This is a genomic window from Streptomyces sp. NPDC002787, assembly GCF_053592095.1.
Genome location: NZ_JBSFVC010000005.1, coordinates 302,841 through 316,759, shown reverse-complemented (window position 1 = coordinate 316,759; position 13,919 = coordinate 302,841). Strand labels below are relative to the sequence as shown.

Sequence of the window (13,919 nt, the reverse complement as noted above, 5' to 3'; positions counted from 1 at the left end):
GATGGCTTGAAAGTGACGGTCACACCGGGGAACCCGAAGGGCGCGGGGCAGCACTGAGCATGCGGCTACGGCCGCGCGGGCGCGAGCAATCACGACGAACCCGCAGCCGCCGACCCAGGAGCACGCCCTCTCGGACCGCGTCATCAAGCGCCCACCGATGCCCAGACCGTCTTCCCGTGCCGCCCCCGGCTCCACACCCCCCACGCCGCCGCGACGTGCTCCACGAGCCACAGCCCCCGCCCCGTCTCCTCCCACTCCCCCGCCTCCCTGAGCCGAGGCACGGCCATCCCCTCGTCCGACACCTCGATGAAGCAGGACCCGTCCGCCAACGCGGTCACCGCGACCTCGAACTCCCGCTCCAGCAGGGGCCCGTGGCGTACGGCATTGGTCGCGAGCTCGGAGACGACGAGCACGACGTCCTCCAGGGCCGGTGAGTCCTCCCCGTGCCCCCAGTCGACCAGATGTTCCCGTACGCGCCGCCGGGCGAGCCCCACGGACGCCGGGTGGCGGGGAAGCCGGAAGGAGTTGCGTCTCAACACGTTTGCTCCTCACCCCGAACACCTCCCCGACACAAGAAGATGCGTGGTGCGAGCGCGTCCTGTCACTTCCGCGAAGATCCAGCCCGCCAGTTCGCGTCAGCTGTCACGCGGCGTCTGTCATATCCATTCCAGCTGCCACAGCCGGAAGACACCGGTCCCGTCGGACAGGTACTGTGCCCCGCCGACCTCGTCGGTGCTGAGCACGTACTCCTTGCGCTGCCACAGGGGGATCACCGGAATGTCCCGGGCCACGACCTCCTGCAGTTCCTTGAAGTCCGCGACGGCCCGGCTGCGGTCCTCGTAGCGCCGGCTCTCCTGGACGAGACGGTCGGCCTGCTCGCTGCTGTAGCCGTTGTTCAGGGAGCCGCCGGTGCCGACGAGGGGCCCGCCGAAGGTGTCCGGGTCGGGGTAGTCGGCGACCCAGCCGACCCCGTACGCGTCCAGCTTGCCGTCGGAGTACCGCCGTTGGAAGGCGGTCCACTCGTACGCCTTGGTCGTCACATAGAACAGCCCGCTCGCCTCCAGCTGCTGCTTCAGCTCGGCGGCCTCGGCGGCGGAGGAGCCCCGGCCCTCGGCGTACCCGTAGGTGAAGCGCACGGGCATGCTCACGCCCGCCTCGTCGAGGAGTGCGCGGGCCCGCAGCGGGTCGGGCTTGGGGTACGTGTCGAAGAACGAGGTGGTGTGGCCGGTGACGCCGGCCGGGATGAGCGAGTAGAGCGGGTCGGTGGTGCCCTGGTGGACCTCGGCGACCAGCTTCTCGCGGTTGACCAGCGCGGCCAGCGCCTGCCGTACCCGGCGGTCGTGGAAGGGGGAGTTCGCGCGCACGTTGAGGACGAGGTTGCGGGTCTCGGTGCTGTCGGCCTCCGTGACCCGCTGGTCCGGGTCGCCGGGCGACAGCCCGGCGAGCGCCGAGGGCGACAGCGCGCGCGTGACGACGTCGACCTGGCGCGCCTGCCACGCCTGCTCCAGCGCCGCCGAGTCCTTGTAGTAGCGCATGAGGACGGGGCTGCCGGTGTCCTGACCGGCCCCCTGGTAGTCGTCGTTCGGTCTCAGGCGGGCCTGCTCGGCGGTGTACGAGGTCAGCAGGTACGGCCCGGTGCCGTCGGCGCCGCCGTCGGTGCGCAGCCGGTCCGTCGGGTACGCCGTGCGGTCGACGATCGCCCCGACGCCGGTGGCCACCTTGAACGGGAAGGTGGCGTCCGGCGCGGAGAGGCGGAAGCTGACGTTGAGCCCGCTCGCGCTCACCGACTGGAGGGTGTCGAGCAGCGCGGCGGGGCCGACGTCCGCGTTGATGCGCCTGACCCGGTCGAACGAGAACTTCACGTCCCTCCCGTCCATCGCGCGCCCGCTGGGGAACGTCAGGCCCGGGCGCAGCGTGCAGCGGTAGACGGTGAGCGCGTTCCCGACGAACTCACAGCTCCGGGCGGCGTCCGGGACGGGTGCGGCACCACCCGGCGGGAAGGTCAGCAGCGACTGGAACACATTGCCGAACAAAGCCCAGGACCCGGCGTCGTACGCCCCCGCCGGGTCGAGCGAGCTGACCGTGTCGGTCGTCCCGACGGTGATCGTCCTGTTCTCGTCCCGCTGGGCCGGCAGCAACTGCCAGCCACCCATCGCCGCCGTCGCCAGCACCAGCAGCGACGCGAGTATCCGCCAGCGAACCGACCGCATCGGCGCCCCTTCCAAGGACCCCACCCGGCCCACTACGCACAGTGGTTCCTCGGTGGCGCGGATCACCTAACCACAGTCGCCTGTGTTGACGGAAGACAGGTTTTGTTGACTTGAGAAAGAACTCGGCAAACGTGTTTCGGCGGGTGTCCGAAAGGTTTCTGACGCCCTGTCATGCCTGTTTCGACGCCAGTTCCACGACCGTGATGTCCGACGGCGCGCCCACCCGCACGGGCGGCCCCCACGCGCCCGCACCCCGGCTGACGTAGAGCTGGGTGTCGCCGTAGCGCTCCAGGCCCGCGAGGGTGGGGTTGGCGGCGGCGGCGACGTAGGTCATGGGCCACATCTGGCCGCCGTGTGTGTGGCCGGAGAGCTGGAGGTCGACGCCGTGGTCGACGGCGTCGTGGATCTGGACGGGCTGGTGGGCGAGGAGGACGACGGCCCGCGAGGTGTCCCGGTCGCCGAGCGCCTTGGCGTAGTCGGGGCCCATGCCCTCGTCCTCGCCCGACACGTCGTTGACCCCGGCGAGATCGAGGTACGGCAGCTCGCGGCGGGCGTTCTCCAGGGGGGTCATGCCCAGTCGCCGTACCTCCTCCACCCACTGCTCGGCGCCGGAGAAGTACTCGTGGTTGCCGGTGACGAAGTAGCTGCCGTGCCGCGCCTTCAGGCCCGCGAGCGGTGCCGCCGCCGGGCCCAGGTCCGCCACGCTGCCGTCGACGAGGTCGCCGACCACCGCGATCAGGTCGGGCTGGGTCGAGTTGATCGTGTCGACGACCTTCTGCGCGAAGCCCCGGCCGAGCAGCGGCCCGAGGTGGATGTCGCTGACCACCGCGATCCGGAAACCGTGGGCCGCGCGGGGGAGCTTCGCCAGCGGCACGGTGACGCGCTTGACCTTGGGCCCGCGTACGACGCCGTAGGTGCCGTAGCCGACGGTGCCGAGCGCCGCCGCGGCGGCGGCACCGCCGACCACACGGGAGACGAAGAGGCGGCGGGAGGGGCCGGCCGGGGTTGATGCGGGGGGTTCCGACCCGCCGGACGCGTCCGGCGCGGTGGGCCCTCCCGGCGCGGTGGGTACTTCCGGCGTGGCGGGCAGCGTCGGCTGCGCGGCCTCGGCGGGCTGAGCACCTGCCGGGACCGGCTCCGGCTCCGGCTCGGGCTCGGGCTCGCGGACCACCGGCTCCGGCTGCCGTGCGGGCGCCGGGGCACGCCGCTCGACCAGACGGCGTACGACGGGACGTACGAGCTCCCCCGCCAGCAGGGCCAGCAGCAGGTACAGCGAGAGGGCGAGCCACATGAAGCCCGGCCAGGTCAGCGTCTGCTGCAGCCAGAAGGGGGCGCCACCGCGCTCGGCCGCGAAGCCGGCGAACATCAGCACGGGCCCGGCGATGAACACCACCGTGCCCGCGCGTCTGGCGAGACCCGGCCCGCGTGTCGTGTCGCGCACCAGGCGGCGCCACGCGTACCAGTGCAGGGCCCCGAAGGCGCCCAGCACCAGCAGGGCGACAAGGACGAAGACGATGATCATCACGTCGTACTCCAGGTCACGCGGTCCGGCGAAGGGCACGCACTCCGCGCAACCCGATGACGCCGATGGCCGTCCCAAGAGCCAGGGAGACGACGGCGAGCGTCAGATGCACCCAGAAGTACGCCGTCGGATCGCCCGCGTCGTCGAACGCGAGCCCGCTGCCGTCCTGCCATAGGTTTTTGATGAAAGTGGTCCAGATGACCCAGCTCCACACCCCGAAGGCGAGCAGGAACCAGGAGAGGGGGCGGCTGAGCTTCATGCGTTCAGTATCGCCGCCGACGGTACGGCTCTCGCGCCGGGGTGCGAGCGGGGGCGTGAGCAGCGAAGAGCGCGCCACCGGGGGCGGTAGTGGGATTTACCGGTCGGAGCCATGTACTTTCTCGATCGTGTCCGCCTCCAAGAAGACCGCCAGGCGCCCCCTGTTGGTCACCTCAGCCACCCTGTTGTCCCTCTCACTGACGTCACTGTCGACGCTGACGGCCGCACCGGCCTTCGCGGCCAAGCCGTCACCGAGTCCGAGCGCCACGCCGTCCGCGACTCCCCCGGCGACCATGTCGACCGTCGGCGGCGAACTCCTGGGCAAGCCGGGCACACAGGCCAGTCTGGGCAGCGAGGCGCCCGTGCTGCCCAAGGACATCAGCGCGCGGTCGTGGATCGTCGCGGACGCCGAGACCGGTGATGTGCTGGCCGCGCACAACGCGCACTGGCGGCTGGCCCCGGCGAGCACGCTGAAGATGCTGTTCGCGGACACCCTGCTGCCGAAGTTCAACAAGGACGACAAGCACAAGGTCGCTCCCGCCGATCTGGCGGGCGTGGGCTCGGGCTCCAGCATGGTCGGGATAAAGGAGGACGAGACCTACACCGTCCACGACCTGTGGCTCGGTGTCTTCCTTCGCTCCGGCAACGACGCGGTGCACGTCCTGTCCGCGAAGAACGGCGGTGTGAAGCAGACCGTCGCCGACATGAACGCCCACGCCGAGGAGCTCCAGGCCCTCGACACCCACGCGGTCAGCCCGGACGGCTACGACGCCAAGGGGCAGGTGTCGTCCGCCTACGACCTGACGCTGATCGCCCGGTCGGGGCTGCAGAAGAAGGACTTCCGGGAGTACTGCTCCACCGTGCGGGCGAAGTTCCCGGGTGAGACCAAGAAGGGCAAGAACGGGAAGGAGACCCGGTCGTCCTTCGAGATCCAGAACACCAACCGGCTGCTCACGGGTGCCGGCGGTATCGACGCCTATCAGGGCATCGCGGGTGTGAAGAACGGCAACACGACGAACGCGGGCGCCACGTTCACGGGGGTCGCGGAGCGAAACGGCAAGGTGCTGCTCGTCACCGTCATGCACCCGGAGAAGGACGAGCCCAACCAGGTCTACAAGGAGACGGCGAGCCTCCTCGACTGGGGGTTCAAGGCGGCGGGCAAGGTCACGCCGGTGGGGGAGCTGGTGCCGCCCAAGGGTGTGGACACCTCCGATGAGGACGCCGCCGAGCCGAGCGCGCAGGCGGGGGCCACGGCGTCGGCGTCCGCCTCCGGTGGAGCGGGGGGCAAGTCCGTGGCCGCGAGCGCCTCCGGCGGGGCGGGGGGAGCCGGAGTCGCGCTAGGGATCATGGGCGGCGTGTTGGTGTTGGTGGCCGGTGCGGTGTTCCTGGTGAATCGGAAGTGGCCTCTGCGGCGGAAGTAGGCGGCGGAGCCGCACATCGAGGACGGCCCCGCACCCCTTAGGGGGCGATGCCCTCGACCGGTGGACCAAGATCATCCCCACCGGCTTCACTGCCACCGTCTTCGCTGTCACTGTCTGAGCTGCCACTGCCTTTGCTGCCCTCCGCTGTCCATGACGCGCAGTACAGAAGGAGCTTGGTGGTGAGGTTGATCCAGAGGAGGAGGGCGATGGGGACGCCGAAGGCGCCGTACATGCTCTTCGAGGCCACGCCCTGCATGTAGCCGCTGAGCAGGAGCTTGAGCAGTTCGAAGCCGATGGCTCCTATGAGGGCGGCCACGACGAGGCGGCGGCGGGGTGGCTGGACGCCGGGCAGCAGGGTGAGGGCGTAGAGCAGGAGCAGGAAGTCGGCGAGGACGGCTACGGCGAACGCGGCGACACGCAGGAGGATGCCGCCCCAGCCGTCCCGGTCGATACCGAGCTGGTCGGCGATCCGGCCCACGGCTGAGGAGGCGACGGTGGAGGCGGCCAGGGAGACGAGGACCGTCCCGCCGAGGCCGACCAGCACGCCCGTGTCCTTGGCCTTGGCGAGGACGGGGTTCTCGTCGGGGGCCGGCTTCTCCCAGACCGCGCGCAGACAGCCCCGCATCTCGCTGACCCAGCCGATGCCGGTGAAGAGCAGCAGCGCGCCGGCGATGACCCCGACCGTGCCGGCGTTGTCGACGAGACCCGCGATGTCGAGCTGGTCGGAGATGCCGGGCACCTGTTCGGCGATCCGGTCCTCCAGGTCCTGCTGCCGCTCCTTGCCCAAGGTCGCCGCCGCGATGGCGGCGGCCATGGTCAGCAGCGGGAACAGCGCCAGGAAGCTGATGAAGGTCATCGCCGCGGCCAGCCGCGTCCACTTCACCCGCTCCAGCCGCTCGTACGAGCGCCACGCGTGCGTGGTCATCAGGCGCTCGACCAGGGGACCGACCCCGGGGATTTTTTTCAGCCAGTCCATGATCCGAACTCTGCCCCGGTTGCCGCCGACCGATACCGCGTACCCGCACACGGGCGCCGAGATCCACCCCCTGCGTGTCGGTGCCCTCCGCCGAAGTCACCGGCGTGCCCGAGCCCTCCTGCCTCACCGCGGCCCGGGAGCCGTACTCGTACGTCACCGTTGCCGTGACCGTGACCGTGTCCGTTGCCGTCGCCGTCGCCGTCGCCGTCGCCGTCGCCTACGCGGAACTCGTCACGGCACCGGCGGAGTTGCCCCCCTCTCCGGCCGTCCGGCAGTGCGGACGAGGGGCGCGACACCCATTGATCACCCATTTCGGTGAGGTGCCAGAGCAGCCGCGCCGACGCGCCCGGCTCCTTCGCATACGCGGCGATACGGTCGCGAGCATGCCAGCCGACGCCGACGCCCCATCAGCCTCCCCCGCTCCTCCTCTCCCGTCCCCGTCCCCCGGCCGCACCACCCCCGTCACCAGCTGGGGCCGCACCGCCCCGACCGCCGCCCGGCTGATCCGCCCGCGTACGTACGAGGAGGTCGCGGCCGCCGTACGGGCGTGCGGGTCGCGCGGCGCGGTCGCCCGGGGGCCGGGGCGGGCGTACGGGGACGCGGCGCAGCGGGAGTTGGACCCAGGCGGGTCTTCGTGTCCGGCCTGGCCCGCCGCCTGGGCCCTGTGAGCGCCATGGAGCCCCCCTCCCCCCACCACACTCAGGAGCTGTCATGAAGGACGCCTTCGGCACCCCCCAGTCCCTGCTGATCCTCGGCGGTACGTCGGACATCGCGCTCGCCACCGCGCGCCGCCTGATCGTCCGCCGCACCCGGACGGTGTGGCTGGCGGGCCGCCCCTCGCCCGATCTGGAGAAGGCGGCCGTCCACCTGCGCCGCCTCGGCGCCGAGACCCACACGATCGCCTTCGACGCGCTCGACCCCACGTCCCACGAGGCGATCCTCGGCAAGGTCTTCGCCGAGGGCGACATCAACATGGTCCTCCTCGCCTTCGGCGTACTCGGCGACCAGGCGAACGACGAACGCGACCCGGTGTCCGCCGCGCGCGTCGCCCAGACCAACTACACGGGCGCCGTCTCGTCCGCCCTGGTCTGCGCCCGGGCGCTCCAGACGCAGGGCCACGGCTCCCTGGTCGTCCTGTCCTCCGTCGCCGCCGAGCGCGCCCGCCGCTCCGACTTCATCTACGGCTCCAGCAAGGCGGGCCTCGACACCTTCACCCAGGGCCTCGGCGACGCCCTCCACGGCACCGGCGTCCACGTCATGCTCGTACGCCCCGGTTTCGTCCGTACGAGCATGACCGCCGGCCTGCCGGAGACCCCTCTCGCGACGACCCCGGAGGCGGTGGCGGCCGCCATCGAACTGGGCCTGCGCCGACGCTCGGAGACGGTGTGGGTACCGGGTTCGCTGCGCCTGGTGATGAGCGCCCTGAGGCACGTACCGAGGTCGGTCTTCCGCCGCCTGCCGCTGTAGGAGGGCCGGGCACCTCTCTTTGAAGCGCGGGGAACTGCGTGAGAGACCCCCACCTGTCCGCACCCGCCGAACAGTCCGAACCCCCGAGCTGTCAGGCGCCCGGCCCGCCCAGCGGCAACGTCACCGTGTCCCCCGCCGGCGGCCCCGCCTGCGGCGGAACGACGGACCCCCCGAACGCGAACTCGCACAGCTTGCGCCAGACCCCGTCGGCGCCCTGCTCGTAGAGCGCGAAGCCGGTGCAGGGCCACTGGGCCTCGTAGTCGGCGAGCTCCTCGAACGCCCGGTCCATCGCCTCCTCGGCGATGCCGTGCGCCACCGTGACATGCGGGTGGTAGGGGAAGTTCAGCTCGCGGGCGACCGGACCCGAGGCGTCCCGGACCTGCTTCTGCAGCCAGGTACAGGCCTCGGCCCCCTCGACGACCTGAACGAACACGACGGGCGACAGCGGGCGGAAGGTGCCCGTGCCGCACAGTCGCATCGGGAAGGGCCGTCCGGCCGCCGCGACTTCGATGAGGTGGGCCTCGATCGCCGGCAGGTCGGTGTCCTCGACCTCCGTCGGCGGCAGCAGCGTGACATGCGTGGGGATGCCGTGAGCCGCGGCGTCGCCGAAGCCCGCGCGCCGCTCCTGGAGCTGGCTGCCGTGGGGCTCCGGGACCGCGATCGACACACCGATCGTTACGGTCCCCACGTCGTCTCCTGTCGTCGTGTCATGCGAGTCGTCGTATGTCCTTGTTGGTCGCGTCCGTCGCACCGGCTATCGACTGTACGGCCACGGCGGTGTTCCGGGCAGGCGCAGCGGGAGTGATGTGCGGCGCTGTCGGTGGTGCGAACGGTGGTGCGATCGGCGCTCGGGTGCCCAGGGGGGCGCGGTTCAGTGCTTGGCGGGCAGGAAGCCCACCTTGTCGTACGCCTGGGAGAGCGTCTCCGCGGCGACGGCGCGCGCCTTCTCGGCTCCCTTGGCCAGGATCGAGTCGAGCGTCTCCGGGTCGTCCAGATACTGCTGGGTGCGCTCCCGGAAGGGCGTCACGAACTCGACCACGACCTCGGCGAGGTCCGTCTTGAGCGCACCGTAGCCCTTGCCGACGTACTTCTGCTCCAGTTCCGCGATACCCGCCCCGGTGAGGGTCGAGTAGATGGACAGCAGGTTGCTGACGCCCGGCTTCTCGGCGGTGTCGAAGCGGATCACCGTGTCGGTGTCGGTGACCGCGCTCTTGACCTTCTTGGCGGTGGCCTTCGGGTCGTCGAGCAGGTTGATCAACCCCTTCGGGGTCGACGCCGACTTGCTCATCTTGATCGCCGGGTCCTGGAGGTCGTAGATCTTCGCCGTCTCCTTGAGGATGTACGGCTTCGGGATCGTGAAGGTCTCGCCGAAGCGGCCGTTGAAGCGCTCGGCGAGGTCACGGGTGAGCTCGATGTGCTGCCGCTGGTCCTCGCCGACCGGGACCTCGTTCGCCTGGTACAGCAGGATGTCCGCGACCTGGAGGATCGGGTACGTGAAGAGGCCGACGCTCGCGCGGTCGGCGCCGTGCTTGGTGGACTTGTCCTTGAACTGGGTCATGCGGGAGGCCTCGCCGAAGCCGGTGAGGCAGTTCATGACCCAGGCGAGCTGGGAGTGCTCGGGGACGTGGCTCTGCACGAAGAGCGTGCACCGCTCGGGGTCGAGACCGGCGGCGAGCAGCTGGGCGGCGGCGAGCCGGGTGTTGGCGCGCAGGTCAGCCGGGTCCTGCGGGAGGGTGATCGCGTGCAGGTCGACGACCACGTAGAACGCGTCGTGGGACTCCTGCAGGGCCACCCACTGGCGGACGGCGCCGAGGTAGTTGCCGAGGTGGAACGAGCCGGCGGTGGGCTGGATGCCGGAGAGCACACGGGGTCGATCAGAGGCCATGTTCACCATTCTCTCAGGTGTGACGGCCCGTTCCGGAACCGACCGGAAACAGATGTGGCACGGGTGGGAACCGATCCGGGCCGGGCGGTGTACCCATTTTGTGAGAACGCGGGAGGGGGGCCGCATCGTCGATGAGGCCGCGGTGATCGCACGCGTACGCGCCGGTGAGCCGGAGGCGTACGCGGAGCTGGTGCGCGCCCACACGGGCATCGCGCTCAGGGCGGCCCGGGCGCTCGGCGCCGGTGCGGACGCGGAGGACGTGGTGCAGCAGGCCTTCTTCAAGGCGTACTGCTCCCTGGGCCGCTTCCGGGACGGCGCCGTGTTCCGGCCGTGGCTTTTGTCGATCGTGGCCAATGAGACGAGGAACACAGTGCGGACAGCGGGGCGTCAGCGGTCCCTGGCCGACCGCGAGGCGGCCTTGGCGGAGGCCGAGCCGCTGATACCGCCCTCGGCCGACCCGGCGGTGGCCGCGCTGGCGATAGAGCGCCGCGTCGCCCTCCTGACTGCCCTGGAGAAGCTGAGCGAGGAGCACCGGCTGGTCGTCACCTACCGCTATCTGCTGGAGATGGACGAGCCGGAGACGGCGGCCGCCCTGGGCTGGCCCCGAGGCACGGTGAAGTCCCGCCTGAGCCGGGCACTGCGCAAGCTGGGCCGGTTGCTGCCGGAGTTCGAGCCGGGGGATGCGATGGGGAGGGGAGGAGGTGAGGGGGATGAGTGAGCCGGACGAGGACCGGGGACGGGACCGGGCACGGGAGGGTGGGATCACGGAGGGTGATGCTCGTGATGTCCGGTTGCCCGAGGAGCTGCGGTCGCTCGGGCGGGCGCTGGACCGGCCGGGGGCCGATGGGGACGAGACCATGGTCGAGCGGGTCCTGCAGCAGATACTCGCCGAGCGGGTGCCTACGCCCGTGGTGGAGCCGCCGGCGTCCGGGGAGCGACTGCGGGCGTTGCGCCGCTGGGTCCGGCTGCGCCGGCGTGCGCTGACCGCCGCGCTGTGCGGGCTCCTCACCGTCCTCGTCCTCACGCCTCCGGTGCGGGCGGCGGTGGCCGACTGGTTCCACTTCGGCGGGGTCGAGGTGCGGTACGACCCGTCGGCGACGCCTTCGCCCGGCGCGAGGGTGCCCGGCTGCCCGGACCCGGTCTCGCTCACCGAGGCCGGGCGGCGGGCGGGCTTCGCTCCCCTCGTGCCGGGCGCGCTGGGCACTCCGGACGCCGTGTCCGTGACCCGCGTGCCGAAGGACCGCTTCGTGATCACCCTCTGCTGGGACGAGCGCGGCGAGACCGTCCGGCTCGACGAGTACGCGGCCCGGCTGGCACCCGAGTACGGCAAGCTCGTGGCCGGTGAGCGGGCGCTGGAGTGGGTCGAGCTGAGCGGGGGCCCCTCCGACGCGTTGTGGTTCCCCGAGCCGCATCTTCTGCGCTTCTGGATGACCTCCGCCGACGGCACCCGCCTCACCCGCTCCGAGCGCACGGCGGGGCCCACGCTGCTGTGGGTGCACGAGGACGAGTTCACGCTGCGGCTGGAGGGCGTGGAGTCGAAGGCGCGGGCGCGGGAGATCGCGGAGTCGTTGGGGCAGGACGAGCAGAGTGAGTAGGGCGCTTCCGCCTCGGCGCACCGACGGTGTCGGCGGGCCGATGGTGTCGGCGGGTGCCGATGGTGTCGGCGGGCCTCGAAATCGGTCCCGCCGGGGTGGGAACCCCGACGGTTCGAGCGGTGTACCAGGAATGACACCGCGAGTGCGGGAGGACCGCACCGGGATCGATCGGGGGGTGTCGGATGCGTGGACCGCGACACATGGCGGCGCTGATGGGCGCGTTGCTGACGGCTTTCGCCCTGCTCCTGCTGGGAGCACCGCCCTCGGCGGCCGGAGGGCCGACCAGCGTGCTGCTGGCCTCGCCGACCGCCCAGCGGACGGCGTCGCTGTACGGCACACAGGAGGAATACGGCCGCCTGGAGAAGCTCCTCGCCCCCGCGGGCTCCGAGCTCGACCGGAGCCGGGAGGAGACCCCGGAGTGGGGGATGGAGGACATATGGGGAGAGGGGATCGGCGACATGGTCAGCGTGACGTGGATGATGCACGACGTGTCGCCCTGGCGGCTGGACCGGGTGTACACGGCCGTGCCGGACACACGGGACGTCTGGGTCCATACGACACTGACCACCGGTGAGGAAGCCATGGGTGCTCCGGGCAGCGGCGTCTGGCACAGGGCGAAGCAGCCGGAGCAGCTGCGGAAGCTGCTCTCCGGCCTCGGAGTCCTGGGCACGTCCTCCGGCGACCCGGCGCGGGGCGAGCTGCCGTCGGCCGGCTCATCGGCCGAGGCCCCGGCCGGCACCGACGGGACGCCCGCCGACGTCGGGGCCGTGACGAGCACACCCGACCTGACCGACCGGGCCCGGTGGGCGATACCCGCCCTGGTCCTGGGCGTGCTCCTCGGCTCCGGTGCCATGCTCCTGCTGCGCCGCGTGGCGGCCCGACGCGAGTCCGGACCGCCACGAGAGCCACGTCGGCAGCTGATCGACGTGTGAGGGCTGACGAGGGTCAGCCGAGGTCGATCTCCGGGTAGAGCGGGAAGCCGGCGACGAGGTCGGTGGCCCGGCGGGAGATCTCGTCGGCGACCTTCGCGTCGAGGACGTGCTGGGCCTTGGAGGGGGCGCCCGACTTGGTGGTGCCGGCCTCGGTGGTGGTGAGGACACGGTCGATGAGGCCGGCGACCTCGTCCATCTCGGCGGTGCCCAGACCACGCGTGGTCAGCGCGGGCGTGCCGATACGGATGCCGGAGGTGTACCAGGCGCCGTTCGGGTCGGCCGGGATGGCGTTGCGGTTGGTGACGATGCCGGAGTCGAGCAGTGCGGCCTCGGCCTGGCGGCCGGTGAGGCCGTAGGAGGTGGCGACGTCGATCAGGTTGAGGTGGTTGTCGGTGCCGCCGGTGACCAGGGTGGCGCCACGGCGCATCAGGCCCTCGGCGAGGGCGCGGGAGTTGTCGACGATGCGCTGCGCGTAGTCCTGGAAGGCGGGCTGCCGGGCCTCGGCGAGGGCCACGGCCTTGGCGGCCATGACGTGCGGGAGGGGGCCGCCGAGGACCATCGGGCAGCCGCGGTCGACCTGGTCCTTGAGGGAGTCGTCGCACAGGACCATGCCGCCGCGCGGGCCGCGCAGCGACTTGTGGGTGGTCGTGGTGACGATCTGGGCGTGCGGCACCGGGTCGAAGTCGCCGGTGAGGACCTTGCCGGCGACGAGGCCCGCGAAGTGCGCCATGTCCACCATGAGCGTGGCGCCGACCTCGTCGGCGATCTCGCGCATGATCCGGAAGTTCACGAGACGGGGGTAGGCGGAGTAGCCGGCGACGATGATCAGCGGCTTGAAGTCACGGGCGGAGGCGCGCAGGGCCTCGTAGTCGATGAGGCCGGTGGCGGGGTCGGTGCCGTAGGAGCGCTGGTCGAACATCTTGCCGGAGATGTTCGGGCGGAAGCCGTGGGTGAGGTGGCCGCCGGCGTCCAGGGACATACCGAGCATGCGCTGGTTGCCGAAGGCCTGGCGCAGCTCGGCCCAGTCGGCCTCGGAGAGGTCGTTGACCTGGCGGGCGCCGGTCTTCTCCAGGAAGGGGGCCTCGACTCGGTCGGCGAGGACGGACCAGAAGGCGACGAGGTTGGCGTCGATACCGGAGTGCGGCTGGACGTAGGCGTGGCGTGCGCCGAAGAGTTCCTTGGCGTGCTCGGCGGCGAGGGACTCGACGGTGTCGACGTTGCGACAGCCGGCGTAGAAGCGACGGCCGACGGTGCCCTCGGCGTACTTGTCGCTGAACCAGTTGCCCATCGCGAGGAGGGTGGCCGGGGAGGCGTAGTTCTCGGAGGCGATCAATTTGAGCATCTCGCGCTGGTCGCCGACCTCCTGGCCGATGGCGTCGGCCACGCGCGGCTCGACGGCGCGAATCACATCGAGGGCGGCACGGAAGGCGGTGGACTCGTTGGAGAGGGGCTCGGGCGACATGGGGACCTCCGGACGTTGCGTTCAGCGTTCACGGTACGGCCCAGGCGCACGGCACTCATCTTCCCCGGGCCGCTCCCCGATGGTCCATCCCATCCCAGCACGCCAGTCACGGCCCACCGGCAACCCTATCGGGCGGGTCGGAGCAGCGGGCCCGGACGTCCACCATTCGAACGACGGGAGGAGACGGCGCG

Annotated in this window: 13 protein-coding genes, 1 pseudogene and 1 riboswitch; of the genes and pseudogenes, 6 read left to right on the top strand and 8 right to left on the bottom strand. The window is 71.3% G+C overall.

What is annotated here, in order from left to right; all coding sequences use genetic code 11:
* Positions 1-143 precede the first annotated feature (143 nt).
* The 4 genes from ACWD26_RS09415 to ACWD26_RS09400 all read right to left on the bottom strand — a co-directional run bounded on the left by ACWD26_RS09415 (position 144) and on the right by ACWD26_RS09400 (position 3,991).
* On the bottom strand, positions 144-539 hold the full coding sequence (locus ACWD26_RS09415) for an ATP-binding protein (RefSeq protein ID WP_451267871.1): 396 nt from the start codon (positions 537-539) through the stop codon (positions 144-146).
* A 117-nt stretch (positions 540-656) separates the two neighbouring features.
* Positions 657-2,210: an ABC transporter substrate-binding protein gene (locus ACWD26_RS09410; protein WP_451267869.1), complete on the bottom strand. Its 1,554-nt coding sequence runs from the start codon at positions 2,208-2,210 to the stop codon at positions 657-659.
* 169 nt (positions 2,211-2,379) lie between these two features.
* Complete coding sequence (locus tag ACWD26_RS09405; protein ID WP_451268035.1) at positions 2,380-3,732, bottom strand: metallophosphoesterase; 1,353 nt, start codon at positions 3,730-3,732, stop codon at positions 2,380-2,382.
* A 16-nt stretch (positions 3,733-3,748) separates the two neighbouring features.
* Complete coding sequence (locus ACWD26_RS09400; RefSeq protein WP_451267867.1) at positions 3,749-3,991, bottom strand: SCO4848 family membrane protein; 243 nt, start codon at positions 3,989-3,991, stop codon at positions 3,749-3,751.
* 127 nt (positions 3,992-4,118) lie between these two features.
* Between ACWD26_RS09400 and ACWD26_RS09395 the strand changes: the two genes are divergently transcribed.
* Positions 4,119-5,411: a D-alanyl-D-alanine carboxypeptidase family protein gene (locus ACWD26_RS09395; RefSeq protein ID WP_451267865.1), complete on the top strand. Its 1,293-nt coding sequence runs from the start codon at positions 4,119-4,121 to the stop codon at positions 5,409-5,411.
* 37 nt (positions 5,412-5,448) lie between these two features.
* On the opposite strand, the gene ACWD26_RS09390 is transcribed toward ACWD26_RS09395, so the two are convergent.
* The gene (locus ACWD26_RS09390) at positions 5,449-6,387 is read right to left on the bottom strand and encodes a YihY/virulence factor BrkB family protein (RefSeq protein WP_451267863.1); all 939 of its coding nucleotides are present in this window, start codon (positions 6,385-6,387) and stop codon (positions 5,449-5,451) included.
* A 383-nt stretch (positions 6,388-6,770) separates the two neighbouring features.
* Between ACWD26_RS09390 and ACWD26_RS09385 the strand changes: the two are divergent.
* Both ACWD26_RS09385 and ACWD26_RS09380 read left to right on the top strand, forming a co-directional pair.
* Positions 6,771-6,995, top strand: a pseudogene (locus ACWD26_RS09385) (decaprenylphosphoryl-beta-D-ribose oxidase); the annotation flags it as partial.
* 103 nt (positions 6,996-7,098) lie between these two features.
* Positions 7,099-7,854: a decaprenylphospho-beta-D-erythro-pentofuranosid-2-ulose 2-reductase gene (locus ACWD26_RS09380; protein WP_451267861.1), complete on the top strand. Its 756-nt coding sequence runs from the start codon at positions 7,099-7,101 to the stop codon at positions 7,852-7,854.
* Between the two features lie 91 nt (positions 7,855-7,945).
* Here the strand turns inward: ACWD26_RS09380 and ACWD26_RS09375 are convergent, their stop codons facing one another.
* Positions 7,946-8,542, bottom strand: a complete 597-nt coding sequence (locus ACWD26_RS09375; RefSeq protein WP_451267859.1) for a 2'-5' RNA ligase family protein — start codon at positions 8,540-8,542, stop codon at positions 7,946-7,948.
* A 183-nt stretch (positions 8,543-8,725) separates the two neighbouring features.
* Positions 8,726-9,739, bottom strand: coding sequence for a tryptophan--tRNA ligase (trpS, locus tag ACWD26_RS09370; protein WP_451267857.1), 1,014 nt, complete (start codon positions 9,737-9,739; stop codon positions 8,726-8,728).
* A gap of 100 nt (positions 9,740-9,839) precedes the next feature.
* Between trpS and ACWD26_RS09365 the strand changes: the two genes are divergently transcribed.
* From ACWD26_RS09365 to ACWD26_RS09355, 3 genes are all read left to right on the top strand, one after another.
* The gene (locus ACWD26_RS09365) at positions 9,840-10,457 is read left to right on the top strand and encodes an RNA polymerase sigma factor (RefSeq protein ID WP_451267855.1); all 618 of its coding nucleotides are present in this window, start codon (positions 9,840-9,842) and stop codon (positions 10,455-10,457) included.
* A complete protein-coding gene (locus ACWD26_RS09360; protein WP_451267853.1) occupies positions 10,450-11,334 on the top strand; it encodes a hypothetical protein in 885 nt (294 codons plus the stop codon). The genes ACWD26_RS09365 and ACWD26_RS09360 overlap by 8 nt, the downstream gene beginning before the upstream one ends.
* Positions 11,335-11,516: 182 nt before the next feature.
* On the top strand, positions 11,517-12,266 hold the full coding sequence (locus ACWD26_RS09355; RefSeq protein ID WP_451267851.1) for a hypothetical protein: 750 nt from the start codon (positions 11,517-11,519) through the stop codon (positions 12,264-12,266).
* 13 nt (positions 12,267-12,279) lie between these two features.
* Here the strand turns inward: ACWD26_RS09355 and ACWD26_RS09350 are convergent, their stop codons facing one another.
* Complete coding sequence (locus tag ACWD26_RS09350; protein ID WP_451267850.1) at positions 12,280-13,728, bottom strand: glycine hydroxymethyltransferase; 1,449 nt, start codon at positions 13,726-13,728, stop codon at positions 12,280-12,282.
* Positions 13,729-13,759: 31 nt separating this feature from the next.
* A riboswitch (ZMP/ZTP riboswitch) is annotated at positions 13,760-13,848 on the bottom strand.
* Between the last annotated feature and the right edge of the window lie 71 nt (positions 13,849-13,919).

Bases quoted from the DNA above. Each gene is read 5' to 3' on its own strand.
- ACWD26_RS09390 (WP_451267863.1), bottom strand. From the start codon at position 6,387: ATGGACTGGCTGAAAAAAATCCCCGGGGTCGGTCCCCTGGTCGAGCGC.
- trpS (WP_451267857.1), bottom strand. From the start codon at position 9,739: ATGGCCTCTGATCGACCCCGTGTGCTCTCCGGCATCCAGCCCACCGCC.
- ACWD26_RS09400 (WP_451267867.1), bottom strand. From the start codon at position 3,991: ATGAAGCTCAGCCGCCCCCTCTCCTGGTTCCTGCTCGCCTTCGGGGTG.
- ACWD26_RS09350 (WP_451267850.1), bottom strand. From the start codon at position 13,728: ATGTCGCCCGAGCCCCTCTCCAACGAGTCCACCGCCTTCCGTGCCGCC.
- ACWD26_RS09405 (WP_451268035.1), bottom strand. From the start codon at position 3,732: ATGATCATCGTCTTCGTCCTTGTCGCCCTGCTGGTGCTGGGCGCCTTC.
- ACWD26_RS09380 (WP_451267861.1), top strand. From the start codon at position 7,099: ATGAAGGACGCCTTCGGCACCCCCCAGTCCCTGCTGATCCTCGGCGGT.
- ACWD26_RS09355 (WP_451267851.1), top strand. From the start codon at position 11,517: ATGCGTGGACCGCGACACATGGCGGCGCTGATGGGCGCGTTGCTGACG.
- ACWD26_RS09360 (WP_451267853.1), top strand. From the start codon at position 10,450: ATGAGTGAGCCGGACGAGGACCGGGGACGGGACCGGGCACGGGAGGGT.
- ACWD26_RS09410 (WP_451267869.1), bottom strand. From the start codon at position 2,210: ATGCGGTCGGTTCGCTGGCGGATACTCGCGTCGCTGCTGGTGCTGGCG.